Source organism: Phenylobacterium sp. (assembly GCF_025351295.1).
In the GTDB taxonomy this organism is placed as follows: Bacteria; Pseudomonadota; Alphaproteobacteria; order Caulobacterales; family Caulobacteraceae; genus Phenylobacterium.
In genome coordinates, this window is the sequence record NZ_JANXWD010000124.1 from 1 (window position 1) to 25,825 (window position 25,825).

Annotated in this window: 22 protein-coding genes and 2 pseudogenes; 8 read left to right on the top strand and 16 right to left on the bottom strand. The window is 70.3% G+C overall.

Annotation, left to right across the window (positions count from 1 at the left end):
- Positions 1-15: 15 nt before the first annotated feature.
- The 3 genes from Q0R13_RS17315 to Q0R13_RS17325 all read right to left on the bottom strand — a co-directional run bounded on the left by Q0R13_RS17315 (position 16) and on the right by Q0R13_RS17325 (position 3,729).
- Complete coding sequence (locus Q0R13_RS17315) at positions 16-552, bottom strand: filamentous hemagglutinin N-terminal domain-containing protein (protein WP_293906242.1); 537 nt, start codon at positions 550-552, stop codon at positions 16-18.
- Between the two features lie 23 nt (positions 553-575).
- Entirely contained in the window at positions 576-2,738 is a 2,163-nt protein-coding gene (locus Q0R13_RS17320) for a nidogen-like domain-containing protein (protein WP_293906244.1), read from the bottom strand.
- A gap of 133 nt (positions 2,739-2,871) precedes the next feature.
- Entirely contained in the window at positions 2,872-3,729 is an 858-nt protein-coding gene (locus tag Q0R13_RS17325) for a TauD/TfdA family dioxygenase (protein ID WP_293906246.1), read from the bottom strand.
- A gap of 137 nt (positions 3,730-3,866) precedes the next feature.
- On the opposite strand from Q0R13_RS17325, the gene Q0R13_RS17330 reads away from it, so the two are divergent.
- A complete protein-coding gene (locus tag Q0R13_RS17330) occupies positions 3,867-4,409 on the top strand; it encodes a response regulator transcription factor (RefSeq protein ID WP_293906248.1) in 543 nt (180 codons plus the stop codon).
- Between the two features lie 25 nt (positions 4,410-4,434).
- Entirely contained in the window at positions 4,435-5,145 is a 711-nt protein-coding gene (locus Q0R13_RS17335) for a hypothetical protein (RefSeq protein ID WP_293906250.1), read from the top strand.
- Positions 5,146-5,148: 3 nt separating this feature from the next.
- Here Q0R13_RS17335 and Q0R13_RS17340 read toward each other — a convergent pair whose 3' ends face one another.
- Positions 5,149-5,640: an NAD(P)H-dependent oxidoreductase gene (locus Q0R13_RS17340; RefSeq protein ID WP_293906252.1), complete on the bottom strand. Its 492-nt coding sequence runs from the start codon at positions 5,638-5,640 to the stop codon at positions 5,149-5,151.
- A 103-nt stretch (positions 5,641-5,743) separates the two neighbouring features.
- Between Q0R13_RS17340 and Q0R13_RS17345 the strand changes: the two genes are divergently transcribed.
- On the top strand, positions 5,744-7,105 hold the full coding sequence (locus Q0R13_RS17345; protein ID WP_293906254.1) for a serine hydrolase domain-containing protein: 1,362 nt from the start codon (positions 5,744-5,746) through the stop codon (positions 7,103-7,105).
- A 179-nt stretch (positions 7,106-7,284) separates the two neighbouring features.
- Complete coding sequence (gene aspS, locus Q0R13_RS17350; protein ID WP_293906256.1) at positions 7,285-9,063, top strand: aspartate--tRNA ligase; 1,779 nt, start codon at positions 7,285-7,287, stop codon at positions 9,061-9,063.
- A 14-nt stretch (positions 9,064-9,077) separates the two neighbouring features.
- Here the strand turns inward: aspS and Q0R13_RS17355 are convergent, their stop codons facing one another.
- Positions 9,078-10,118 (bottom strand): pentapeptide repeat-containing protein, encoded by a 1,041-nt coding sequence (locus tag Q0R13_RS17355; RefSeq protein ID WP_293906258.1) that lies wholly within the window; start codon positions 10,116-10,118, stop codon positions 9,078-9,080.
- An 87-nt stretch (positions 10,119-10,205) separates the two neighbouring features.
- Positions 10,206-12,689, bottom strand: a complete 2,484-nt coding sequence (locus tag Q0R13_RS17360; protein WP_293906260.1) for a ribonucleotide reductase — start codon at positions 12,687-12,689, stop codon at positions 10,206-10,208.
- A 168-nt stretch (positions 12,690-12,857) separates the two neighbouring features.
- On the opposite strand from Q0R13_RS17360, the gene Q0R13_RS17365 reads away from it, so the two are divergent.
- Positions 12,858-13,262: an NADH:ubiquinone oxidoreductase subunit NDUFA12 gene (locus tag Q0R13_RS17365; RefSeq protein ID WP_293906262.1), complete on the top strand. Its 405-nt coding sequence runs from the start codon at positions 12,858-12,860 to the stop codon at positions 13,260-13,262.
- Between the two features lie 2 nt (positions 13,263-13,264).
- Positions 13,265-14,059, top strand: a complete 795-nt coding sequence (locus Q0R13_RS17370; protein ID WP_293906264.1) for a DUF2155 domain-containing protein — start codon at positions 13,265-13,267, stop codon at positions 14,057-14,059.
- Here Q0R13_RS17370 and aat read toward each other — a convergent pair.
- From aat to aroQ, 4 genes and pseudogenes are all read right to left on the bottom strand, one after another.
- Positions 14,050-14,646: pseudogene (gene aat / locus Q0R13_RS17375) on the bottom strand (leucyl/phenylalanyl-tRNA--protein transferase); the annotation flags it as partial. The gene Q0R13_RS17370 and the pseudogene aat overlap by 10 nt on opposite strands.
- Before the next feature lie 38 nt (positions 14,647-14,684).
- Positions 14,685-16,031 (bottom strand): acetyl-CoA carboxylase biotin carboxylase subunit, encoded by a 1,347-nt coding sequence (gene accC, locus Q0R13_RS17380; RefSeq protein ID WP_293906266.1) that lies wholly within the window; start codon positions 16,029-16,031, stop codon positions 14,685-14,687.
- A 4-nt stretch (positions 16,032-16,035) separates the two neighbouring features.
- Positions 16,036-16,515: an acetyl-CoA carboxylase biotin carboxyl carrier protein gene (gene accB / locus Q0R13_RS17385; RefSeq protein ID WP_293906268.1), complete on the bottom strand. Its 480-nt coding sequence runs from the start codon at positions 16,513-16,515 to the stop codon at positions 16,036-16,038.
- Positions 16,516-16,539: 24 nt separating this feature from the next.
- Positions 16,540-16,977 carry a type II 3-dehydroquinate dehydratase gene (gene aroQ, locus Q0R13_RS17390; RefSeq protein WP_293906270.1) on the bottom strand — a complete coding sequence of 146 codons (438 nt, stop codon included), beginning with the start codon at positions 16,975-16,977 and terminating at the stop codon, positions 16,540-16,542.
- Between the two features lie 75 nt (positions 16,978-17,052).
- Here aroQ and thiS point away from each other — a divergent pair, with 75 nt between their 5' ends.
- Both thiS and Q0R13_RS17400 read left to right on the top strand, forming a co-directional pair.
- On the top strand, positions 17,053-17,253 hold the full coding sequence (gene thiS / locus Q0R13_RS17395; RefSeq protein ID WP_293906272.1) for a sulfur carrier protein ThiS: 201 nt from the start codon (positions 17,053-17,055) through the stop codon (positions 17,251-17,253).
- Complete coding sequence (locus Q0R13_RS17400) at positions 17,254-18,042, top strand: thiazole synthase (protein ID WP_293906274.1); 789 nt, start codon at positions 17,254-17,256, stop codon at positions 18,040-18,042.
- Here the strand turns inward: Q0R13_RS17400 and Q0R13_RS17405 are convergent.
- From Q0R13_RS17405 to Q0R13_RS17430, 6 genes and pseudogenes are all read right to left on the bottom strand, one after another.
- Complete coding sequence (locus tag Q0R13_RS17405) at positions 18,039-19,646, bottom strand: MDR family MFS transporter (RefSeq protein WP_293906276.1); 1,608 nt, start codon at positions 19,644-19,646, stop codon at positions 18,039-18,041. The two genes, Q0R13_RS17400 and Q0R13_RS17405, sit on opposite strands and share 4 nt — an antisense overlap.
- 111 nt (positions 19,647-19,757) lie before the next feature.
- Positions 19,758-21,161 carry an aldehyde dehydrogenase family protein gene (locus Q0R13_RS17410; protein WP_293906278.1) on the bottom strand — a complete coding sequence of 468 codons (1,404 nt, stop codon included), beginning with the start codon at positions 21,159-21,161 and terminating at the stop codon, positions 19,758-19,760.
- A gap of 68 nt (positions 21,162-21,229) precedes the next feature.
- A complete protein-coding gene (locus Q0R13_RS17415) occupies positions 21,230-22,723 on the bottom strand; it encodes an FAD-dependent oxidoreductase (RefSeq protein WP_293906280.1) in 1,494 nt (497 codons plus the stop codon).
- Positions 22,724-22,770: 47 nt separating this feature from the next.
- Positions 22,771-23,526, bottom strand: a complete 756-nt coding sequence (locus tag Q0R13_RS17420) for a DsbA family protein (protein WP_293906282.1) — start codon at positions 23,524-23,526, stop codon at positions 22,771-22,773.
- 31 nt (positions 23,527-23,557) lie between these two features.
- Positions 23,558-24,961: a M48 family metalloprotease gene (locus Q0R13_RS17425; protein WP_293906284.1), complete on the bottom strand. Its 1,404-nt coding sequence runs from the start codon at positions 24,959-24,961 to the stop codon at positions 23,558-23,560.
- A 50-nt stretch (positions 24,962-25,011) separates the two neighbouring features.
- Positions 25,012-25,825: pseudogene (locus Q0R13_RS17430) on the bottom strand (ribonuclease E/G); the annotation flags it as partial.

Sequence of the window (25,825 nt, forward strand, 5' to 3'; positions counted from 1 at the left end):
GGGCCGGCGCCGACGTCAAGGTTGGCGTCGGCCCGCTGGCGCTGGTCGCCGGCGCGGTAGGCGCCGAGGCCGGCAGTTCGGTGACCGGCGCGGATTGGTCGGATCGAGGAACCCGGCGATCGCCGCGCTCGCCGGGGTGGCCAGCAGGCCGCCGACGTTCACCCGGGCGTTGGGACCGAAGATCACGCCGCCGGGCGCCGTGAACCAGACGTTGCCCGCGCCCCGCTGACTGCCGACCAGCGCCTCGACCTGGCCGTCGATCAGCGCCGATCCGGCGATGCGGTTGAGGACGATCCAGCTGCGGTCCTGGAAGCGGTAGACCACCGACTGGTCCGCGCCCAGCGAGAAGGACGACCACGCGATGACCGTGCGCGGCGCACCCAGGGTGATGTCCGTGCTGCGGCCGGTCTGGCCGATGATCGGCGCCTGGCCGCCGGCGCTGAACCGGGTTCCGGAGGGGTCTGCGGACAGCTGGGCGAACGCCAGGCCGGGCGCCAGCGCCAGGCACGCAAAAGCGGAGCCCGAGAGCAGCTTGCGCCGCCGTCCGCCCATCGAGAGATCGCCGTTGCGCGGGGCTACAGCCCGCCGTCGCCGGACCAAAGTCCCCCTCCCACCAGATGGGTCAGGAAGGAGGCCGGGTCCCCGTCCATCGGGCCGATCCCCAGCGACGCCGCGGTCGCCGCCGCCGGCCCGCCCACGGCCTGGTCGTCGTTCATGACGACGCCGGTGAGGGTCAGGGTATTGAAGTCGCCGCCGCCCAGGGTGACCACGAAGCTCTCGTTGTCCTCCGGCGTCGTGTCGCCGGCGATCAGCACCGTCAGGGTCGCTTCGGCGGACCCCGCGGCAAAGGTCACCACGCCGTGGAACGGGCTCTGGATCTCGGCGGCGCTGGTCCCGCCGACGGCCGGCAGGCTGATGTCGTACTTGACCTGCGACGCGGCGGTGAGGTCGCCCGTGCGGAGCAGGTTGAAGCTGAACGGCGTGGTCCCGGCGTCGCCCTCCAGCGCCACCAGGGTGGTCGGCGTGCCGATCAGCAGGGCGTGGCGGGCGTCGTCGTCCAGGATCGTGCCCGTGGTCGAGGCGTCCAGGGTCGTGACGGCGGTCCCGGTCGTGGCCTGGGTCAGCTTCACCGTGAAGGTCTCGTCCGGCTCCGGCTTGGCGTCGCCGGCCACCTGGATGTGGATCACCGCCTGGCTGGCGCCGGCGGCGAAGGTCACGACGCCGGACAGCGGCTGGTCGGGGCCGAAGTCGGTGGTATCGGCCGTGCCGGGCGCCAGTTCCCACGTCACCGTCGAGGCCTGAGTGAGGTCGCCGGTGCGGATCACCACGAAGTCGAAGGGCGTCAGGTCCGTCTGGCCCTCCGGCCGCATGACCGGCCCGGCGAAGTCGAAGGTCACCGGCGCGTCGTCGTTGACGATGATGCCGAAGGTGGTGAGGCCCAGGTTCACCGTCTCGGTCCCGTGCGTCGCCGTCGTCAGCTTGAACTCGAACTCGTCGTCGGGTTCGAAGATCTTGTCGCCCTGGATCCCGATCGGGATGACGACCGCCGTCGCGCCCGGCCCGAAATAGGCGACGCCGGACAACGGCTGGCCGGGCGCCAGATCGGTGGGGTCGGCGATCTCGATGACCCAGTTCACCACCGACGGGCTGGCGAGGTCGTCGCCGGACCGCTCGATCGTGACGCTGAACGGCGTGATCCCCACGTCGCCTTCGCGCACCAGCCCGGACGACTCCAGCGCGAAACTCACGCCGTGCAGCGTCGGCCCGGTGGGTTCCGCAGGGTCGGGCGTGGGCGGGACCACAGGCGGCGTGACCGGTGGGGTGACGGGGGGGACCACCGGCGGGTCGGTCGGCGGAACCACCGGCGGTATGACGGGTGGGACCACCGGAGGCTCGGTGGGAGGGACAACCGGGGGCACGACCGGAGGCCCGGTCGGCGGAACCACCGGCGGCACGACGGGCGGCACGACAGGGGGTTCGGTTGGCGGAACCACTGGCGGTACGACGGGCGGGACCACCGGCGGGTCAGTCGGCGGAACCACCGGCGGCGCAACGTCGCTGACCACCACGCCGTTGCGGATGTGCCAGAGCCAGTAGCCCGGCTGGCCGGTGTTGCCTGGGTTGACGTCGACGTCGGCCATCTGGCCGGCGTCGCCTGAGCTCGGAAGGGTGACGCTCGTCATCCCCGAGGCGGCGTGGCCCAGGACGAATCCGGCGCGGGCCGGATCGATCTGCCGCTGCCCGATCACCGGGGTGATCGACTCGTAGATGAAGGCGATGTCGAAATCGCCGTGGCCGGCGTCGATCAGCTGCAGCTGGAAAGCGGCCGGCGCGGTGTTGTGGGCGCCGGAGTAGCCGACGTCATCCCAGGTCGCCGTGAACACGTGGTGCAGGGTGTCGCTGTCGTAGTAGACGCGGTTCGTGCCTTGCGACGCCCCGCCCGGCGATGTCACCAGCGGCCCGCTGGTGTCGAGGTCGTACAGGAACGGCGCGATGATCGGGTAGGCGGGGTTCTGTTGGAGTGCGCCCGCGATCACGACGGGCTGCGGCCCGCCGAACGAGAGGTTGCCGTTCGTGTTGACGAACAGGGTCGTGTAGTGCGCGCCGTTGAGAGACAGGCCGCCCGAGCCGAACACGGAGGTGATGTCGACGGCGAGCGACGAGACACTGTTGCCCGGCGCGAGCTTGCCCTCACCGAACCCAGCAGCGCCACCTAGCCCGCTGATCAGACTGGGCAACTACGCAACCCCCCTAACGAGTAAACAATTCCTTACCTCATACTCGCCTGGCTGTCGCTAGGATGCGCTTCTCAGGCGTGCAATTGCGGCTCAGTTCGCCGCGGCGGCCAAGGGGGGCGGGTTAATCTGCACGCTATCCGGTAGCGGCGAACTCGCTGACCGGATCGCCGGCGATCCGCGAGTGGTACATCACCCTCGGAACGGTCATGTCCCAGGGGCAGGCGCGGTGCATCAGCCGGCGGTTGTCCCAGATGACGGCGTCGCCGGGACTCCAGCGGTGACGCCAGGTCCGCGGCGGCCGGCAGGCGAGGGCGGTGAGCTCATCGAGCAGCGCCTCCGAGGCCTCGGGCGTCAAGCCGGGAATCCCGTAGGCGTGCCGGCCGACCATCAGGCAGGCACGGCCGGTCTCCGGGTGCCGCTTCACCAGCCGCCGCAGCGGTGGATCCTCCACGCTCATGCCATAGCCGGAATAGGGGCTGCCGCCTGTATGGGTGTGGCCCAACTTGCCTTGGCTGTAGCGGAGCGAGTGACGCGCCGAGAGCCCGGCGATCCGTTCGCGCAGCGCCGGCGCCAGGGCGTCATAGGCGGCCGCCATGTCCGCCCAGTCGGTCTCGCCGCCGTCGTCCGGCACGATGTGGGCGGTGAACACCGCGCCCTTGGCCTGGACCGGCATGTAGGTGCTGTCGCAATGCCAGCCCATATTGCCCTTCAGCACCTTAACCACGTCGTCGCCCGCCTCGTGGCGCACCGACCCATCCGCGCGGACGTTGCTGATCGGGGTGATCTCGATCTCCAGCGCGCCGAACCGGCGGGCGAAGGCGACCTGGTCCTCGCGCCTGAGATGCTGGCCGGGAAAGATCAGCAGGCCGTGGGTCAGCCAGGTCGCGTAGAGCGCCGCGAAGGCCGCATCGTCCAGGCCGGCGAGCGCCAGCCCGGTGACGGTCGCGCCGAAGGACGCGGGCAGCGGCTCGATCTGAAACGGAGCGCTCATGGGGCGAACCTACGCCGGGCCGGACGGTCGTGGCGAGTCACCCGCTTGAAACCGTGAGCCGCCTATTTAGGCCTATGGCTGAATCTGCCGATGATCCGCTAGGTTGCTCAGGCCCTTGCGGAGGCTGGGGTGGTGCGATGGTGCGGGCGCTTCTGGTCGAGGATCATCCCCTGTTCCGCGAAGGGTTCACGGCCATGCTGGCGCGCCATCGCCCGCACTGGACCCTGGAGAGTGCCGGAGCGGCGGCCGAGGCGCTAGAGATGCTGGCTGCGGCCGGCCCGCGCGACCTGGCGATCATCGACATCCAGCTGCCCGACATCGACGGTTTCGAGGCCGCCCGCGCGCCGCTGATGCCCCGGGTGATGATCTCCGGCCGCGAGGACGAGGCGGCCCGCCTGCGCAGCCGCGACTGCGGCGCCTCGGGGTTCCTGTCCAAGGCCTGGTCGCCGGAACGGATGATCGCGATGGTCGAGCAGGTGCTGGCCGGCGGCGTCGCCTTCGACCTGCCGGACGGGCCGACGGTGGCCGGGGCGACGCTCACGGCGCGGCAGCTGGAGGTTCTGAGCCTGCTGGCCGAGGGCCATTCCAACAAGGGTATCGAGCGGCGGATGAATATCGCGCCGCGCACGGTGCGCGCTTCCATATCCTGGAGGCGGATGGCCGGGTGCAGGCGATCCTGAAGGCGCGGTTGCGGGGCCTGATCGCGTGACCTTGGACGGACAGCGCATCGAGCCAGTGCGCGCCGCGTGCATCCGCACCCTGTTCCAGCAGATCCCCAACAGCTTCGCCGCCGCGGGGGTGGTGACGGTCTACATGGTGGCGACCGCCGCGCCGTTCTCGCCGCCGAACAGCATCCTGATCTGGCTGGCATTGCAGGTCACCACCCAGGTCCTGCGCCTGTGGCTGGTGCGGCTCTACCGCCGCATCCCGGCCGACGACGACGGCCGCCGGCTGGAGATCGCCGCACGGCGCAACACTCTCTACATGCTGACCGCCGGCCTGGTCTGGGGCTCCACCGCGTTCTTCTTCATGCATGTGGGCCAGCCGATCACCGCGGCGCTGACCCTTTGCGGCCTCTACGGCATCTCGGGCGTGAGCGTCGAGCTCACCTCCGGTCTGGAGGCCGCGGAGACGGCGATCGCGGCCGGCGCGCGCTTCGACGCCTGCCTGACCGACTACCGGCTGGCCGGGCCCGCTGACGGGCTGGCGGTCATCGCCCGGCTGGCGGCGCGACCGGACGCCCCGGGCGCCTTCTGCCTGATCACCGGGGACATGAGCCCGGACATCCTGGCCCAGGCCGACGCCGCCGGCGTGAGGATCATCCACAAGCCCCTGCACCCCGCCAGCCTGCGGGCGCTGCTCAACCACCTGGTCGCCGGCGGCCAGCCGGACCCGGTGTCGGTGCGGCTGGGGTAGGGCTCAGAACACTCCCATCGCCAGGCCGGCCGCCATGGCCGCGCCCAGCTCGGCGCAGGCGCGCAGCTCGGCGTCGGACAGGTGCTTTTGCCCCAGGATCGCCTCGGGGCTCTGGGCGTGGGTGCAGACGACGATCGGCTCGGCGATGGCGCGCAGCCGCCAGCCGGTGGCGATGCGGGCCAGTTGCCGTGCGGCCCCCGTCCCGTCGCTGCCGGCGGCAATCAGGGCCGCGTAGGGCCGCCCGTTCAACCGCTCCAGGACCGGGTAGTAGCTGCGGTCGAGGAAGGCCTTCATCTCCCCCGATAGAGCCGCCAGGTTCTCCGGCGCGGCGAAGATGTAGCCGTCGGCGGCGAGCAGATCCTCCGGCCCCGCGCTCTCCGCTTTCACCAGCCGGACCGCGACCCCGGCCTCGTCGCCCGCGCCCAGCGCAGCCGCCTGCGCCATCGCCTGGGCCGCTCCAGTGCGCGAGTGCCAGACGATCAGAAGCTGTTTCATTGGCGCCACCATAGCCGCATTGCCGACCTGCAACGCACCGGCGCTTGCGCCGGCTTCGGCGCAGCCTAAGCTTGGCGCAACAAAGGTTCGGAGGGGATCCATCATGCTTCGCAACAGCACCCGCGTCGCCGCGGCGCTGACGGCCGTCTCATTGGCGCTCGCGCCGGCCGCCGCCGTCCACGCCGCCGGGGCCAGGAAGCCGGCCGCCGCCATGGCCCCGGCGATGGGGCTATCCCCGGCCGCGAGCCCTGAATCGGTGGGCTTCGACGCCGACCGGCTGGCCAAGCTGGACGCTTATATGCAGGGTGCGGTCGCCGACGGCCGGGTCGCCGGCATGACCACGCTGCTGGCCCGCCACGGCAAGATCGTCGAGTTCAAGACCTACGGGAAGAAGAGCCTGGCCACCGGCGCGCCGATGACCGAGGACACCATCTTCCGGATTTATTCGATGTCCAAGCCGCTCACCGGCACGGCGATGATGATCCTGTTCGAGGAGGGCAAGTGGCGCCTGGACGACCCGGTCACCCGCTTCGTGCCGGAGTTCAAGACTCTCAAGGTGATGACCGGCACGGACGGCAACGGCGTCCCGATCCTGGAGGACATGAAGCGGCCGCCGACCATGCGCGAGATCATGAGCCACACCGCCGGCTTCGGGTATGGCCTGGAGGACAAGCATCCGGTCGACAAGCTGTACCGCGAGAAGAAGGTCCTGGCGTCCAACGGCCTCAAGGAGATGATCGACCGCACGGCGACCATCCCGCTGGTCTATCAGCCGGGCACGTCGTGGCGGTATTCCTCAGCGGTCGATATCCAGGGCTATATCGTCGAGAAGATCTCCGGCCAGAAGTTCGGCGACTTCCTGCAGCAGCGCGTGTTCGGGCCGCTGAAGATGAAGGACACGGCGTTCTACGCGCCGCCCGCGAAGGCCAGCCGGCTGGCTGAGGTCTATGCCCTGAACAAGGAGACCGGCAAGATCGAGGAGGCCAGGGCCCTGTTCGGCAACGACTTACCCACCTACCTGCGCCCGCCCGCCATGGAATCCGGCGGCGGCGGCCTGGTCTCCACCACCATGGACTACGCCCGCTTCGCCCAGATGATCGCCAACAAGGGCGAGCTGGACGGCGTCCGCATCCTGTCGCCGGCCTCGGTCGAGTTGATGGACACCAATGTCATCCCCAAGGAGGCGTTGGTCTCGTCGAACGGCAGCGGCGTGGCCCGCTTCAATGACGCCGTCGGCTTTGGCCTCGACTTCATGGTGGTCAAGGACCCTCGCGCCGCAGGCACCCTGGAAGGGCGCGGGACGATGAGCTGGGGCGGCGCGGCCGGCACCTGGTTCTGGATCGATCCCACCAACGACCTGATCTTCGTGGGCATGATCCAGCGCATGGGCGGCACGGGCGGCGACGACCTCGGCGGCATGGCCCGCACCCTGACCTACCAGGCCCTGCTCCACCCGGAGAAGTAGGGTCGCCCTTTCCCTCCCCTTCATGGGGAGGGCCAGCTCGCCGGAGGCGAGCAGGGTGGGGAGTGCAGGGCCAGACGCCAAGCTTGGTCGTGGCCTCCCCACCCAGACCGCGCCTTGACTTTCGCACCCCTACATGCGCCCTTCCGCGCCTCTTAAAACCCCTGTTTTCCCCAGAGAAAATGCACGCCTACCGCTCCCATACCTGCGGCGCGCTTCGCGCCGCCGACACCGGCCAGACGGTCCGGCTTTCCGGCTGGATCCATCGCAAGCGCGACCATGGCGGGCTGGTCTTCGTGGACCTGCGCGACCACTACGGCCTAACCCAGCTGGTGATCAGTCCCGAAACCCCCGGCTTCAAGGTCATCGAGCGCCTGCGCGCCGAGAGCGTGATCCGGGTGGACGGCGAGGTGGTGGCCCGCTCCGACGACACCAATAACCCTAACCTGCCCACCGGCGAGATCGAGATCCGGGTGCGCGAGATCGGCGTGCTGTCAGAGGCCTCGGAACTGCCGCTGCCGGTGTTCGGCGAGCCCGACTATCCGGAAGACATCCGGCTCAAGAACCGCCACCTGGACCTGCGCCGCGAGACCCTGCACGGCAACATCGTGCTGCGCTCCAAGGTCATCCAGTCGATCCGCAACCGCATGATCGGCCAGGGCTTCCTGGAGTTCCAGACCCCGATCCTGACCGCCTCGTCGCCCGAGGGCGCGCGCGACTTCCTGGTGCCGTCGCGGCTGCACCCGTCGAAGTTCTATGCGCTGCCGCAGGCGCCGCAGCAGTTCAAGCAGCTGCTGATGGTCTCCGGCTTCGACCGCTATTTCCAGATCGCGCCCTGCTTCCGCGACGAGGACCTGCGCGCCGACCGCAGCCTGGAGTTCTACCAGCTCGACGTCGAGATGAGTTTCGTCACCCAGGAGGACGTGTTCGCGGCCATCGAGCCCGTGATGCACGATGTCTTCGAGGAGTTCGCAGACGGCAAGCCGGTGACGCCGTACCCGTTCCCGCGCATCCCCTACCGCGAGTGCATGGCCAGGTACGGCACCGACAAGCCCGACCTGCGCAACCCGATCGTCATGCAGGACGTCTCCGAGCACTTCCGCGGCGGCGGCTTCGGCCTGTTCGCCCGCATCCTCGAGGACCGGAAGAACGCGGTCTGGGCGATCCCGGCGCCGAAGGGCGGCAGCCGCGCGTTCTGCGACCGCATGAACAGCTGGGCGCAGGGCGAGGGCCAGCCGGGCCTCGGCTACATCTTCTGGAGCGAGGATCAGGGCGGCTGGGGCGGCCCGATCGCCAAGAACGTCGGGCCAGAGCGCACCGAAGCGGTCATGGGCCAGATCGGGATGGGGCGAGGCGACGCCGCCTTCTTCGTGGCCGGGGATCCCAAGACCTTCGCCAAGTTCGCCGGCACGGCCCGTACCAAGGTCGGGACCGACCTGAAGCTGGTCGACGAAAACCGGTTCGAATTCGTATGGATCGTCGACTTCCCGATGTTCGAGATGAACGAGGAGACCAACCACGTCGACTTCAGCCACAACCCGTTCTCGATGCCGCAGGGCGAGCTGGAGGCCCTGAACACCAAGGATCCGCTCGATATCCTGGCGTATCAGTACGACATCGTCTGCAACGGCTATGAGCTGTGCTCGGGCGCGGTGCGGAACCATCTGCCCGAGATCATGGTCAAGGCGTTCGAGATCGCCGGCTACAACGAGAGCGTGGTCGAGGAACAGTTCGGCGGCATGCTGAACGCCTTCCGCCATGGGGCGCCGCCGCACGGGGGCCTGGCGCCGGGCATCGACCGGATCGTCATGCTGCTGGCTGGCCAGACCGCGATCCGCGAGGTCATCGCCTTCCCGCTGAACCAGCAGGGCCAGGACCTGATGATGAACGCGCCCTCAGAAGTTACCGACAAGCAGCTGAAAGAGCTGCACATCCGCCTGGCGCCGCCGCTCAAGGGCTGACGCGCCTCGGGGCCTCAGCGATAGATTGAGGTGAAGTAGCGCGGCGACGGCAGGGCCGGCGGCGCGGGCGTGGCGGCCATCGCGGGGACCGCGGGCACGGCCGGCACCATGCGGATGGTCGTCTGCATGGGCTCGTGATGCATGATCCAGCGCACGCCGCCGGCGCAGCCGCGGCCGGTGAGACCCCGCGGCAGCTTGGTGCGGGTGTCGGCGCAGGCCTCGTCCACCTGGTTCTGGGTGAGGCCGCGCGCCCCCGACAGATCGACGCCGACCAGGGTGGTGTGGGCGATGTCGGCGTCGCGGAAGTCCGCGCCGTCGAAGCTGGCGCCGGTCAGGTTGGCGCCCGTCAGGTCGGCGGAGCGGAACGAGGCGTGGCTGAAGTCGCCGCCGGCCAGGATGGCCCCGGTCAGGTCGGCGTCCTGGAAACTGGCCCCATTGGCGTCGACCCGGCCGAAGTTGGCGCCCTGCAGCTCGGCCGACTTCAGCGTCGTGCCGTTCATGTGGGCGCGGGTGAAGTTGGCGCCGGCCGCCGAGATGTCGTTCAGGCTGGCATGGTCGAGGTTGGCCAGTTCGAACACCACGCCGCGCAGGGTGGCCGAGTTCATGATGGCGTTGGTCAGGATGGCCCGGCCGAACATCGCCCCGGTGGCCTCGGCGTCGGACAGGTCGGCGCGGGTCAGGTTGGCGGAGCCGAAGACCACGCCGTTGGCCTCGGTCGAGCGCAGCCGGGCGCTGGTAAGGTTGGCGCCGGAGAAGTTGGCGCCGGTCATGGCGGCGTCGCTGAGGTCGGCCTTGGTCATGTCGGCGCCGACGAACACCGAGGCGTGCAGCTTGGCGTCGCGCAGGACCGCGCCGACCATGGTGGCGCCGGAGAAGTTGGCGCCGATGATCCGCGCGCCCGACAGGTTGCGGCCCGAAAGCTCGCACTTCACGCAGGAGCCGCCGAACGAAACCTGCCGCGAGACTTCCTTGTCGCCAGCCTGCGCCGCGACCGCGATCGACCCGATCGCGAAGACCGAGGCCGTGGCGGCGAGGAGGCGGGGCAGGCGAAGCATCTTAAGCGACATATCCTTGTCTCTAGGCTTCACATGTGGCCCGCGAGGTCCCCCGGCGCCACTTAAATCGCGGTAACTTCGAGGGACTTAGCCCGCCTGGTCCTCGGGAATCCGGCCGGCGCGCGCCCCGCACGTCTCGCAGATCAGGGCCTGTCCCTTGCGCACCACGGCTATATCGCCGCAGGCCGCGCAGACCTCGGCGGCGGCCAGCACCGCCGGGCCTGCCGGTCGATTGGCGCTGGGCAGGAAGACCAGGTTGTCGGGCGCCGCGCCGCGGGCGAAGCCACGGGAGATGAACCGCGACGCGGGCTGCGGTTCCGGCGCCTCGGCCTCCGCGCCGACAGCGTCCGCCTTGCCACGCCCCAGGCCGTCGGCGTTCAGGTCCTCGGTGCTGCCCAGGTCGTCGCGGCCCAGGTAGCTGATCCCCAGCTCGCGGAAGATGTAGTCGAGGATCGAGGTCGCCGACTTCACGGTGTCGTTGCCAGTGACCGGTCCGGCGGGCTCGAAGCGGGTGAACACGAAGGCGTCCACGAACTCGTCCAGCGGCACGCCGTATTGCAGGCCGATGGAGATCGCGATGGCGAAGTTGTTCATCAGCGAGCGGAAGGCGGCGCCTTCCTTGTGCATGTCGATGAAGATCTCGCCGAGCTCGCCGTCGTCGTACTCGCCGGTGTGCAGATAGACTTTGTGGCCGCCGACCGCCGCCTTCTGGATGTAGCCCTTGCGGCGGTCCGGCAGTTTCCGGCGGGTGCGGTCGCGTTCCACGATCCGCTCGACGATCCGTTCTTCCGGCGGGGCGGACGGGGGCGGGCGGACGGCCAGATCGGCGACCTGCGGGATGTCGAGCACGGCCGAGGCCGGCGGCCCGGCGCGGCGCGGTCGGATCGGAACGACGGCGGCATCGAGCATGGCCCGCACGGTCTCCAGCGTCGCGTCCCACGCGAGGGCCACCTCCAGCACGGGCGGGACGTCGAGCACCGGCGCCAGGGCGGCCAACAGGGCCGCCTGGGCCTCGAAGCCGATCTCGGCGGCGCCGCGGAACACCCGCCGCTGGTCCGGGGCGAGCGCTTCGACCTCGGCCAGGCTGTCGATCCCCAACACATGGGCCTCGGCGGCCGCGACCTCTTCGCGGATGAATCCGGCCAGGGCCAGGACGTCGAGGCCGGGGTCGGCGAGTTGCCCGGCGGTGGCGCCCAGCACGTCGCGCAGGAAGCCCTCGCCAACGATGGCCGGGGCGAAGGCGTGGGGCAGGCTACGGACGAACGGCAGCTCCGCCTGCACGGCCTCGATCTCCAGGGCGGTGAAGCCGCGGGCCAGCAGGGCGCGGGTGTTGACGCCCGGAGCCTCGGCGAGGCTGCGCCGGCCAAGCAGCGCCGCCCGCGCCGCCTCACGGTCTGCGTCCAGCGCCGCCAGACCCAGGATCGCGGCCTCGGACAGTACGCGCGCCGTCTCGCCGTCGGCGACTTCGGCCAGGGTGACCGGCCCGGCCCAGGGCGCGCCATCCAGGCGGCAGCCCAGGCGCAGCGCCAGTTCCGGGTCGTCGATCAGGCCGAAGCGGACGTCGAGGTCGAGGTCGTCTACCGCGTCGCGCGCCATCAGCACCAGGTTGCGGGCCGCCTGGCGGGCCTCATCGCTGTCGTAGTCGAAGCCCTGGGCGACCAGCCAGTCGCCGATCCCGCCGGGCGCCACCAGCAGCGGCCCGTCGGCTTCTGCCCCCAGGGCGAGGGCCGCCAACCGCACGGCCGCCTTGAACGCGCCGTCGTCGAACGCGGCGTCCCGCCAGCAGGCCAGCAGTTCCACGCCGACCGCGGGCAGCCCGGCTGCCGCGGCGAGCCCCGCCACGGCGGCTTCCGGCGCGGCGATCACCCGGCCGGTGGTCCAGGCGGCCCGGGCCAGGGCCGGGCTCGCGCCGGCCGGGGTCACCACCGGCGTCGTCGGCGCCTCGGTCGGCGGGGCGCAGGGCCACGCCGTCTCGCCGGCGCGGCCTAGGGCGATGGCCTCCAGGATCGTGGCGTCGGCCGCGCCCGCCGTCCGCGCGGCCTCGGCGGCGCGCGCCAGGCTGGTGTTGCGCGCGGGGTCGGCGCAGGCGTCCGGCCCGCCCTCGCAGCGGGCGATGGCGTCCATCACGGCCTGCAATCGCGCGCCCAGCAGGCCGACCGCCGCGCGCGCCGCCTCGCGCCCGCGGTGCGCCGCGGTCAGCCGGTCCAGCGACGCCGCGCCGGGCTCCAGCACCCCCAGGGCCTCGCCGGCCGGGGCCAGCGCGATGGTCCCCAACAGCATCGCCTCGGCGATCGCGTCGCGGAACCGGGTGCGGCTCTTCAGGTCCTGGGTCAGCCCCTTGGTCTGGGCCTTGCCGGCAAGCTCATAGGCATAGTCCTGGATCGCCGCCGCCACGTCGGTGCGGCCGCCGGCCCAGTCGATCCAGGCCTCGACGCGGGCATTGGTGAAGTGGGCCGGCGCTTCGACCTCGACCAGCCGGTCGCCCAGCTCCAGCACCCGGCCTTCGATCCCGACCCGGCCGCCGGCGTCCTCGCGCCCGCCAGCCTGTTCGCGTGACCCGTCCGTGCCCATGCGCCGACTCCCTGACGGGTCGAGGGTAGGCGTCGCCGAACGGCCCAGGCAATAGATGTTGTATGCCAGATGCCGGTCATCCCCAACATCTTGCTTGGGAACGGCCGCTGGACGCTCCCCGGGCGCGCCCCTATAGTCCGGCCGAATTCTGGACCCGAAGAGCCGCCCTTGTCCGTACTGAAGACGATCTTCACCTGGTGGAACGGCGCCACGACCGGCATCCACTTCACCGTGGCGCGGCGCGGCCGTTTCGTCGGCCAGGACGAGCTGGGCAACAAATACTACGAGGCCCGCGACGACCGCGACAGCTACGACCGTGGCCGCAAGCGTCGTTGGGTGATCTACAACGGCTATGCCGAGGCCTCCAAGGTCACGCCCGACTGGCACGGCTGGCTGCGCTACACCTTCGAGGAGCCGCCGACCGTCGAGCCGTTCGTGGTGAAGCCCTGGGAAAAGGAACACCTGCCCAACCTCACCGGCACCATCCACGCCCGCCGGCCCCAGGGGGCGATCTCCCAGGGCGGCGACCGCCAGCGCGCGACCGGCGACTACGAGGCCTGGACCCCCGAATAGCCGTGGGCCGCCGCATCCCGCCACATCTTCTCCGCCGCGCCGGTCTCGGCCTGGGCCTGGGCGTGCTGCTGACCACGGTGGTCGCCGCCCAGCCCGCGCCGCCGACCGCCCCGGTCCCGGCCGAGGCGCCCACTGCGCCGACGCCGAAGGCCGCTGCGGAGGAGGCGCCGCCGGCCGCCGTCACCGCGCCCGCGCCCACCGCGCCGCCTGACACCAAGGACGTCGCCCCCGCGCGGCCGCCCAAGGCCCTGGTCACCGAAAAGCCGGTGGAGACCATCACGCCCCGGGCCCGCTACGACATCGCCGTGCTCCAGGCCCTGGACAAGGTCACCGCCGAGACCCTGCGGTTCGAGGCCAGGGTGGGCGCGCCGGTCCGCTGGAAGGGCCTGGTGTTCACCGTCCGCGCCTGCGAGCGCACCGCCCCGGACGAGCCCATCGACGACTCGGTCGCCTACCTGACCATCGATTCCCAGCCGCGCGCCCAGCCCGGCCGCGCCACCCTGCCGCCCAAGCAGGCGTTCAAGGGCTGGATGTATGCCTCGTCGCCCGGGCTGAACCCGGTGCAGCACGCCACCTACGACGCCTGGGTGATCAGTTGCAGGGCCAGCGCCCCGCTGACCCCGGTGGCTGCCGTCGCCCCGCGTCCACCAGCCGCCAGGCCCCCGCCGGCTGAACCGAAGCTGCTTGACCTGCCGCCCGCCAAAGCCGCCGCGCCACCCGCGCCGGAGCCCAAGGCCGCCCCGGCCCCGAGCCCCTCGCCCGCGGTGACGGCGCCGCCCGCGCCCAAGACGCCGTAGAAGTCACCCTCGATCCGCAGCGCGGCCTTCAGCCGGCGATGGTATTCGGCCCGAGCGATCTCCTCGGTCCCGAACTGGCGCAGATGCTCGGTCATGAACTGGGCGTCCAGCAGCCGATAGCCGCCGGCGATCAGCCGCGCCACCAGGTGGACCAGGGCCACCTTCGAGGCGTCGCGGCGGCGCGAGAACATGCTCTCCCCGAAGAAGGCGCCGCGCAATGAGACGCCGTAAAGCCCGCCCACCAACTCGCCGTCCTCCCAGCACTCGAGGCTGTGGGCGTGGCCCTGCTCGTGGAGCCGCAGGTACAGCCGCTCGATCGGCCGGTTGATCCAGGTCTCGGTGCGGCCAGGTCCCGAGGCGGCGCAGGCCAGCACCACCTGGTGGAAGGCGGTGTCCGCCCGCACCTCGAACGGGTCGCCGCGCACGGTCCGCGCCAGCCGCCGCGACACGTGGAACCCGTCCAGCGGGATCACGCCGCGCCGCTCGGGGTCGATCAGGAAGACCTTGGCGTCCTCCCGCGCGTCCGCCATCGGGAACACGCCGCGGGCATAGCAGTCCAGGAGGTCGCGGGCGTCGAACGCGGGCATGACGCAGGTCTAGCCGCAGGCCGGCCGCGGGGGAACGGTTAGCCCGCCTGGCTCGCCATCCAGCGTTCCAGCCAGTGGATGTCGTAGGTCCCGGCCAGGAAATCCGGCTGCTGCAGCAGGTCCTGGAACAGCGGGATGTTGGTCTCGATGCCGCCGACCACGATCTCGCCCAGGCAGCGGTTGAGGCGCGCGATGCATTCCTCGCGGTCGCGGCCATGGACGATCAGCTTGCCGATCAGGCTGTCGTAGTAGGGCGGGATCGAATAGCCGGCGTAGAGGGCGCTATCCATCCGCACGCCCAGGCCGCCGGGCGCGTGGTAGTCGGTGACCAGGCCCGGCGAGGGCACGAAGGTCCTGGGGTTCTCGGCGTTGACCCGGCACTCGATGGCGTGGCCTTCGAACACCACCTCCGACTGGGTGAACGACAGCGGCAGGCCGGCGGCGATGCGGATCTGTTCGCGCACCAGGTCGATGCCGGTGATCGCCTCGGTGACCGGGTGCTCGACCTGCAGCCGCGTGTTCATCTCGATGAAGAAGAACTCGCCGTTTTCGTAGAGGAACTCGATGGTGCCGACGCCCAGGTAGCCGATGGCCTTGACTGCATCGACCACGACCTTGCCGATCCGGGCGCGGGTGGCGGCGTCGATGGCGGGGGAGGGGGCCTCCTCCAGGACCTTCTGGTGGCGGCGCTGCAGCGAGCAGTCGCGTTCGCCCAGGTGGCAGACATTGCCGAAGCTGTCGGCGATCACCTGCAGCTCGATGTGACGCGGGGTCTGGAGGTAGCGCTCCATATAGACCGCGTCGTCGCCGAACGCCGCCTTGGCCTCGGCGCGGGCGGTCTGGACGGCCTCGATCAGGTCGTCGGGGCTTTTGGCCACCTTCATGCCACGCCCGCCGCCGCCGGCCGCAGCCTTGATCAGAACGGGGAAGCCGATCTCCGCGGCGGCCGCGATGGCCTCTTCCTCGGTGGTGATCGCTCCGTCCGAGCCGGGGACCACCGGGATGCCGACCGCCTTCACCGCCTGCTTGGCGGTGATCTTGTCGCCCATCATGCGGATGTGCTCGGGCTTGGGCCCGATGAAGGTGAAGCCGTGAGCGTTCACGATCTCGGCGAAGCGGGCGTTCTCCGACAGGAAGCCGTAGCCGGGGTGCACGGCCTGGGCGCCGGTGATCTCGCAGGCAGCGATGATCGCGGGGATGTGCAGGTAACTCTTGGCGGCGGGCGGCGGGCCGATGCACACCGACTCGTCGGCCAGTCTGACCCACATGGCGCTGCTATCGGCTTCGGAGTGCACGGCCACGGTGGAGATGCCCATCTCCTTGCAGGCCCGGTGGACCCGCAGCGCGATCTCGCCGCGGTTCGCGATCAGGATCTTGTCAAACATGGCGCTACTCGATGATGGCGAGCGGTTCGCCGAACTCCACCGGCTGGGCGTCTTCGATCAGGATCTCCACCAGCTTCCCGGCCCGGGGCGCCGGGATCGGGTTCATGGTCTTCATGGCTTCGATGATGAACAGGGTCTGGCCGGCCTCGACCGTGTCGCCGACCTTCACGAAGGCCGGGGAGCCGGGGTTGGGCTGCAGGTAGACGGTGCCGACCATCGGCGACTTCACCTCATCGCCGGCGGCGCGCGCGGGGGTCGACGGCGCGGCGGCCATCGGGGCGGCGGGCGCAGCTTGCGGCGCGGCCATTGGCGGCGGGGCGTAGTGCATCGTCGGCGCGGCCGTCAGGGTCTTGGCGACCCGGACCTTCAGGCCGTTGTGCTCGACCTCGATCTCGCTGAGGCCGGTCTCCGTGAGGATGTCGGCCAGCTTGCGGACCAGGCGCGAGTCGATCGGATCGGCGGGCGCCTTGGGGGTATTGGCCATGTCCCTTTGTCTTTCGTCTTTTATCTAGCGGGCAAGGCCCGCGGCGGCCTCGACGGCCAGTTCATAGCTTGCGCCGCCGAAGCCGGATACGACGCCGGCGGCGACCAGCGACACATAGGTTTTCCTGCGGAAACTCTCGCGTGCGGCGGGGTTCGAAAGATGGCATTCCACCACGGGGATGCTCAGCATCTTCAGCGCGTCCAGCAGGGCCACCGAGGTGTGCCCATAGGCGGCCGGGTTCAGGACCACGGCGCTAGCGTCGAAGCGGGCCTCCTGGATCCAGTCGACCAGCACGCCCTCATGGTTGGACTGCCGGCACACGACCGTAAAGCCCAGCGACGTCGCACGCGCCTCGCAGAGGCGGTGGATGTCGTCCAGGGTCTGATGTCCGTAAATCTCCGGCTCGCGGGTCCCCAACAGATTGAGGTTGGGGCCGCTCAGCACATAGATCGGTTTCGGCATTCGGCTCCGCCGTCGATTCCGCCGTCTTGTAACGGGCGGGGCCTCGGGTCACAAGCTTGCCGACCGGAGCCCGCCTTGCAGCTGATCATCAACGGAGAGACCCGCGCCTTTCTCGACGTCGCCGACGTGGCGGCGCTGGTGACCGCGCTTGGCCTCGACACCCGCAAGGTGGCGGTGGAACGGAACCTGGAGATCGTGCCCCGGTCGGCCTATCAGAGGACCCCGCTCGCCGACGGCGACCGGATCGAGATCGTGGCTTTCGTGGGAGGCGGCTGAATGGACGGGTCTGTCCAAACCGAGGATACCTGGAGCGTCGCCGGCCGCACCTTCCGCTCGCGACTGATCGTGGGGACGGGGAAGTACAAGGATTACGCCCAGAACGCCGCCGCGGCGAAGGAAGCCGGGGCCGAGATCGTCACCGTGGCGCTGCGCCGGGTGAACCTCTCCGACCCCGCCCAGCCGATGCTGAGCGACTTCGTGAAGCCCGACGAGTTCACCTATCTGCCCAACACCGCGGGCTGCTTCACCGGCGAGGACGCCGTGCGCACCCTGCGGCTAGCGCGCGAGGCCGGCGGCTGGGACCTGGTGAAGCTGGAGGTGCTGTCCAACACCACGCACCTGCTGCCTGACATGGAGGAGACGCTGCGGGCGCTGAAGCTGCTGATCGCCGACGGCTTTTCGGTGATGGTCTACTGCTCGGACGACCCGGTCTACGCCAAGAAGCTGGAGGAGGCCGGGGCTGCGGCGATCATGCCGGCCGCCGCCCCCATCGGCTCCGGCCGCGGCATCCAGAACCTCCTGAACCTGGGCCTGATCCTCGAGCAGACCAAGGTCCCGGTGCTGGTCGACGCCGGCGTCGGCACGGCGTCGGACGCGGTCATCTCCATGGAGCTGGGCTGCGACGCGGTGCTGATGAACACCGCGATCGCCGAGGCCAAGGACCCCATCCGCATGGCGCGGGCCATGAAGCATGCGGTCATCGCCGGCCGCGAAGCCTATCTCGCCGGGCGGATGCCCAGGCGGATGTACGCCGACCCCTCCTCGCCGCTGTCGGGGCTGATCTAGGCGGCGACTTCGGCGGGTTCCTCGGCGAGCTGCGGCTTCGCCCCGGCCATCGTGGCGGCGGCGTCGCGCAGCGGGATCTGCGGGATCAGGAACACCACCACCAAGGCCGCGGCCACCAGCCAGAGGCCGAGCGCGAAGGTGTCGGTGATCGCGGTCGCGATGATGTTGCGCACGACCTGCGGCAGCAGGAAGCCCCCGCCCGGGTGGGCCTGGGCGCCAAGGCCCTGCAGCTTGCCGACGTCGACGCCGGGCATGATCCGGCCCAGGCTGGCGTTCAGGTGGCCGGTCAGGATCGTCCCGAACAGGGCCACGCCGACCGTCGAGCCGATCTGGCGGAAGAACTGGCTGGAGCTGGTCACCACGCCGAGGCGCGAGATCGGCATGGCGTTCTGCACCGCCAGGCTGAACAGGCTCTGGCCGGGGCCCAGGCCGATGCCCAGCACCAGCATGCGCCAGGCCAGGTCGGGCCACGTGGCGCCGGCGCTCAACCGGCTGAGTAGCGCGATGCCCACCGCGGTCAGGATGATGCCGCCGATCATATAGGGCTTGTAGATGCCGGTCTTGCTGACTAGGCGGCCGGACAGGATCGAACTGCCCATCAGGCCGGCCATCAGAGGCAGCATCGAGAGCCCGCTGACGGTGGCCTTCAGGCCCTGGCCCAGCTGCATGAACAGCGGCAGGAAGGCCACGGTGCTCATGAACGACATCGAGATCAGGAAGGCGGCCAGGTTGGCGGTGGAGAACACCCGGTTCCTGAACAGGTCCAGCGGCAGGATCGGGTCCGACGCATAGCGTTCCGCCACCACATAGAGCAGCAGGCCCAGGGCCGAGCCCCCGAACAGGCCCAGCACCAGGGGCGAACCCCACGGATGCTGGTGGCCGCCGAACGTCAGCGCCAGCAGGAACGGCGCCGCGGTGGCGATGATCAGGCCCGCGCCGATGAAGTCGATCTTGCCCTTCGCCGCGTGGGACATCCTGGGCATCTTCACCAGGATCATGAACAGCGAGACCACCGACAGCGGCAGGTTGATGTAGAACACCCAGCGCCAGCCGGCGATCGCATGGCCCGCGAACTGGACCGTGCCGTGGTCGGTGAAGAAGCCGCCGATCAGCGGGCCGATGGTGCTGGAGAGGCCGAAGACAGCCCCGAACATGCCACCGATCCGGCCCCGTTCACGCGGTGGATAGAGGTCGCCGATGATCGCGAAGGCGGTGGTGAACAGGGCGCCGCCGCCGATCCCCTGGATGGCGCGGAAGGCGATCAACTGTGTCATGCCGCCACCCAGGACGGGCAGAGACCCGAACTCGCCCGACAGGCCGGAAAGCCAGGACCCGGCGAGGAAGATGGTGATGCCGGCCAGCAGCACGGGCTTGCGCCCGAACAGGTCGCCCAGCTTGCCCCAGATCGGCACCATGACGGTGGAGCTCAGCAGATAGGCGGTGGTGACCCACGAATAGAGCGCCAGGCCGTTCAGCTCGGCGATGATCCGCGGCATGGCCGTGGACACGATCGTCTGGTCCAGCGCCGACAGCAGGAAGACGATCGCCACGCCCCACAGCGTGACCTTCTTCTCCGCGTCGGTGAATTGCCGCTGCTCGCTCAATGCGCCCCCTGGCCTGCGCGCGGCCAATGATAAGCTGAGTTCAAATAGGCGGTATGCCGGCTTCGTCAAACACCCCAGTTTCCCTCCCCATGAAGGGGAGGGAAAGGAAAGTCACCGCGCCATGTTCAGCACTTGGACCTGGGTGAACTCCTTCAGGCCCTCTTCGCCCAGTTCGCTGCCGATCCCGGAGAACTTGGCGCCGCCGAACGGCAGGTCCGGGCGCAGGTCCGCATGCTTGTTGACCCATACCGAGCCGGCCTCCATCCCCTCGGCGAGGTCCCAGGCGCGTTCCGAATCCTTGGCCCAGATCGAACCGCCCAGGCCGTAGATCGAGGCATTGGCGCGGGCCACGGCGTCGGCCGGGTCGGAGTATTTGATCACCGGCATCACCGGGCCGAACTGCTCCTCGTCCACTAGCTTCGACCCTTCGGCGATATCGCGCACGATGGTCGGCTGGATGAAGTAGCCCTTGTCGCCCAGCCGGGCGCCGCCGGCGATGATCTTGCCGTCCTGCCGCGCGCTCTCGATGAAGCTCAGCACCTTCTCGAACTGGGCCTTGTTCTGCAGCGGGCCCATCTGGGTGCCCTGTTCCAGGCCGTCGCCGACCACGGCGGCGTTGGCGCACTTCACCAGCTCCTCGCACATGGCGTCGTACATGCTCTCGTGGACATAGATCCGCTTGGCCGCGATGCAGACCTGGCCGGCGTTCTGCATGGCCGCGCCATAGATCTTGGGCGCGGTCTCCTTGGGGTCCACGTCGTCCAGCACGATCAGGGCGTCGTTGCCGCCCAGTTCCAGCGAGATGCGCTTCAGCGCGTCGGCGGCGCTGGCCATCACCTTCTTGCCGGTCTCGGTGGAGCCGGTGAAGCTGATCTTGCGGATGTCGGGATGCCGGGTCATGTCGCCGCCCAGGTCGTTGGCGTCGGCGATCACGTTCAGCACGCCCGGCGGGACCAGGTCCTTGACCAGCTCGGCGAACCGCAGTGTCGAGAGCGGCGTGGTCGCGGCCGGCTTCAGGACCACGGTGTTGCCGGCCAGCAGGGCCGCAGGGACCTTAAAGGCCATCAGGATCATCGGGAAGTTCCAAGGCACGATCGCGCCGACGACGCCCAGGGGCTTGCGCCGCACCTCGACCCGCGACGTGGCGTCGTTGGAGACCACACGGGCCGGCAGGTCCAGGGTCGCGAAATAGCGGAAGAAGGCCGAGGCGCCGAACACCTCGCCGGTGGCGTCGGCCAGGGGCTTGCCCTGTTCCTGGGTCAGCAGGCGGGCCAACTCGGTGACGTTGTTCTGGATGGCGTCGGCCATGGCGACCAGCACCTTGCGGCGGTCCTCGATGCTGGTCTGGCTCCAGGCGGGGAAGGCGGCCTTGGCGGCGGCGACGGCCTGGTCCAGCTGGGCCTTGGACGCGCGCGAGCATGCGCCGACCGGTTCCTCGGTGGCGGGATTCAACACCGACATGGTGGAGTCGCCGGCCACCATCTGGCCGTTGATGAGCAGCTTGAAGTCAGACATGGGGCGTCCTCCGGAAGGTGTGGCGGCAGGCAACGCCCTTGACGCAGCGGCGGTCAAGCGCGCTGGCCTTATGCCGCCTCGGCGCGCACCCGTTCCACGTCGGCGGTGGCCGAGACGCCGAGCGCGGCCAGCATCTGCTCGCGCTCCGGCCCGCCCTTCGGCGGATAGAGGTCGGCGTTGCGTTTCTTGCCGCGGGCCCAGACGCGGGCGATCCTGGCCAGGTTGGCAGGGCGCTTCAGCCAGGCCTGCGGGTGTTCCAGCATGTGGAAGCCGCGCAGGAAGGCGCGGAGCAGGTCGACGTCCTCGCGCATGGCGATGACGACGCCGTCCTCCATGAAGCTGCGCATCAGTTTCGCCCGCGCGCTGGGCTTGGCCCGGGGCAGCAGGGCGGCGCGGGCGCGGCGGATCGCGCCGCGATCCAGGTCCTTCATGACGTCGTAGTAGGGGCGCAACTCGCGTTCGAGCGCGGCGCGGTAGGTGACGAGGCGTTGGGCCGGGTCGGCGCTGGCGTTCAGCGCGTCACGCAGCAGGTGGGCGCTGACCGCGGCGAAGGAGCAGCCGCGCCCGTACAGCGGGTTGGTCCTGACCACGCCGTCGCCGACCGCGAACAGGCGCAGCACCGCGGCGTGGCCGCCTGGGGCATAGTCTCGCCAGCGGCTCTCCAGCTGGCCCATGCCGAAGACCCTGGTGGTGGCCTCTGTGCGCTCGGCCTCGATCCAGGGGGCGACGCCGGGCAGTTGGCGGCAGATGGCGTCGAAGGTCTCGGGATCGACGATGGCCTTGCGCATCTCCTCCTCGATCTCGGGCGCGCAAAGCGTGATCGAGAAACAGCCGTTGTCGCCGGGGAACACGCCGAACTTCAGGTAGCCCAGGTCGCCGGTGGCGGCGACCTTGCCGCGCGGTGGCTCGGCCTGGCCGGGGCGCAGCCGATAGTGGCGGGTGAAGTAGATCACGCCGCAGGGCTCCGAGCTCTCCGGGATGCTCGCGCCCGCGGCGGTGAGCTGCTCGAAGGTCAGGGTGTTGCGGCCGGCGGCGTCGACGACGAGGTCGGCCCGCAGCTCGGTCCCGTCCTCCAGGACCACGCCCTTGACGGTGGGCGGGACGCCGGGGGCCAGCACCAGCGCCCTGACGAAGGTTTCGCCCTTGATGGTGACGCCGGGCAGCCGCTCGGCGTAGCGGCGCATGGTCAGCTCAAGGGTGGTGCGGCGGCTGGTCAGGATGGCGAGGTCGGCGTCGATCGGTTCCGGCTTGTAGGTCTGCTTGTGGGTCTCGGTCAGGCCGCCCTCAAAGCCGAGCTCGCGGCACCCGGCGGCCTGCAGGTCGGCCAGCAGCTGGGGATGCTGGTCGCGGACCAGGGTGCGCAGGCGGGCCAGGAAGGCATGGCTGTGGCGGATGTGGCCGACACCCCGCCGCTGCCAATCTGCGAACGCCACCTCGGCTCCGCCCTCCGGCGGCGGCGGATCGCGATCCAGAACCATGATCTCGCGCCCCGCGCCGGCCAGCGCCATGGCGGTCCACAGCCCGGCCATGCCTGCCCCGATCACCAGGAGCCGTTCACTCATCTGCCGTTCCTCATGAAGACTGCGGCCAATCTAGCAGAGGCGGAACCTTACGTTGGGGAGGCCGGCGCGGTCGACGATCCGGCCCGCGCGCCGCCGGACTTCACCCGCGCCAGGGCGGCGCGCACCGCGCCGATGTCGGCGCCGGGGATCAGGTAGTCGCCGATCACGAAGGCCGGCGTGCCCTGCAGGCCCAGGCGCTTGGCCAGGTCGCGGGTGTCGGTGAGCTGGGTCTCGATGGCGGGATCGGCGGCGGCCTTGCGCACGTCGGCCGGATTGAGGCCCGCCTCGGCCAGATGACGGTCCAGGGCTGCCTCGTCCAGGCCGCGGTCGGCCATCCAGGCCTTGTAGAGCACCAGCCCCCTGGTCTTGCCCTGCGGGGTCAGCGCCATGTGGGCGGCGGTGTCGGATACCTCGCCGAAGATCGGGAATTCCTTCAGCACGAACCGGACATCCGGATTGTCGGCCATCAGCTTGACCATGTCCGGCGCCACCAGCTTGCAGTAGCCGCAGCGGTAGTCGAAGAACTCCACTACCGTGAACTGGCCGTTCGGGTTGATCACCAGGTCGCGCGGATCGGCCTCCAGCTGGCGGCGGTACTTGGCCACCTCGGAGGCGCCGGCCTTGGCCTGTTCCAGCATCTGGTTCTGGCGCAGCTTGACCACCGCCTCCTCGATCACCTCGGGGTGCTGCAGCAGGTAGGCGCGGACCTTGGTCCCGAAGGCGGCGTCCTCGGCGGGCTTCTGGCAGCCGGACAGGGCGAGCGCGACGGCCGCGGCCACGGCGAGGGGGATTAGGCGGGTCATGGCGTCCAGATAGGGCAGGTGGGTCCGGGGCTCAACGCAGGTTGACGGCGAGCGATCCCTCGCGGCCGAGCGCGCGCTGCTCCTCGCGGGTCGGCTGGGCCACCAGCACGATGTCGGTGGCGCGTCGCCACTCCGGCGTGCCCTTGCCAAGCATTTCGCGGGCGCGGAGCGCGAAGACCCGGGCCTGGCGCATGTCGCCGACGTTGAAATTGTATTCGGCGGTGGCCAGGCGGGCGAGGCCGTCCTGGCCCAGCTTGTCATAGGCCTCGGCCAGCAGGCGCCAGGCCTCGGCGTTGTCGTCCTCGGTGATCAGCGACTTCTTCAGCTCGGAGACGCCCTCGAACACCTTGTTCTTGTCGTCGAGCGCGATCAGCGTCTGGCCGAGATTGACGTGCAGCAGCGGCGCTTCGGGCTTCAGGGCGACCGAGCGGCGCTGCGGCGCCTCGGCCTCGGCGGTGCGGCCGAACTCGAACAGGATCTGGCCCTTCAGCTCGTAGAGGTAGGGATTGTTCGGCTGTTCCTCTAGCAGGGCGTCGATCAGCTTCAGCGCCTTGTCCGGCTCCTTGAGCTGGTAGTAGGCGATCGCCCGGGCGTAGCGGGACGGGTAGTCCTTGGCCTTCTCGTCGTACTTGGTGATCGCCACCTGCGGATTGATGAAGCCGTCCAGCTTGGCCTTCATGATGGCGTGTTCGGCCAGCGCCTCGGGGGCGTCGACCTTGTTGTAGTTGGGCTGTTTGGCGACGCGGTCGCGCAGGGCCTCGATCCGCTCGGACGAGATCGGGTGGGTGCGGAAGTACTGGTAGCGCCGGGCCTCGTCGAACACCTCCTGGTAGCGGAAGTTGTCGAAGAAGTCGGCCAGGCCGCGGCCGGACAGGCCGGCCTTGTCGAGCAGGGTCGCGCCGGCCTGGTCGGCGCGGCTTTCCTGTTCGCGGCTGTAGCCGATGGCCCCCAGGGTGCCGAAGTAGCTGGCGCTGCCGGCCAGGCCCGCGGCGGCCTCGGGCGACCCCGCCAGCGCGGCCAGCAGGCCCAGCCCCATGGTCAGCAGGAAGGGCTTCATGCCGGCGGCGTTCATCTCGCCCGAGCGGGCGGAGTGGCCGGCGGCCAGGTGGCCCGTTTCGTGGGCCATGACGCCCTGGAGCTCGTTGGGGGTCTTGGTCTCGACGATCAGGCCGGTGTTGACGCCCATCACCCGTGGCGCGGCGAAGGCGTTCAGCTCCTTCGACCCGATCAGCACGATCTGGACGGTCTTCGGGTCGATGTTGGCCGCCCGCAGGATCGGGTCGGCGTCCTTGTGCAGGATCTCCTCGATCTCGGTGTCGCGGATCAGCGACTCGCCGCCCTGCGCGGCCGCCGGGGGCGGGGCCGCGACGACGACGCTGGCGGCGAGCACCGCGGTGAGCGCGAGGCGGGAGACCGTCCGGAATGGGGAGTTCATGCGCAAATCTCTGACGTTCGACGCCCCCAACCCGGCCGGATGCTAAACCCCTATCCGCGTCGCCACCAGCCTCTGCGCGGGGCAGGGGCAGGACCGCTGATCTCGGCCGGATCCGGCGCGCTGGGCTCGACAGGCTCCGGTTCGGGCGCGGGCTCGGCGGCGACAGCCTCGACGACCGGCGCCGGCGCTTCGGCTTCTACCTCTACCGGCGCGGCCTTTCGACTGCGTGAACGCTTCGGCTTCGGCGCTTCGGCTGCGACCGGTTCCGGCTCGGGCTCGGGCTCGACGACCAGCGCGACCGGCTCGGGGTCCACCGGCTCGGGATCCACCGGTTGGGGCGCGACTTCGACAACCTCGGCGGCGGGCGCCGCCTCGGCCATGGCGTCGTCGCCCCGGCCACGACCGCGGCCACGGCCGCGGCGCGGACGCTTCGGCTTATCCTCGGCCTCGGGCAGTTCGACCCACATGTCGTCGCCGCTGCCGGTCGAGGCCGGCGCGGGGGTGGGCCGAGGCTCGGCGGACCGTGCCTCGGCCGGCCGGGCTTCAGCGCGCGGCGCCGGCGAGGCATCGCTCGACGGGGCTGCGATCTTCAGGTCCTCGGCGGGGTCGTACCAGACGAACGGATCGTCGCCGTAGGGCACCCAGGGGCGCACCCACGAGAAGGCGTCGGTCGGCCGGGCGTCGTCGCGCATCCGGCGACCGCCGCGGCGGCCCCGGCGACGGCGGCGGTTCTCGCGATCCTCATCCGTCTCGGCGGCCTGGGCGGCGGGGCGTGGTTCGCGCTCGCCGCGGGGTCCATCGCGGACCGCATCGCGCGGCTCGTCGCGGCGACCGCGGCGGCGGCGGCGGCGGCTGCCGCGGCGG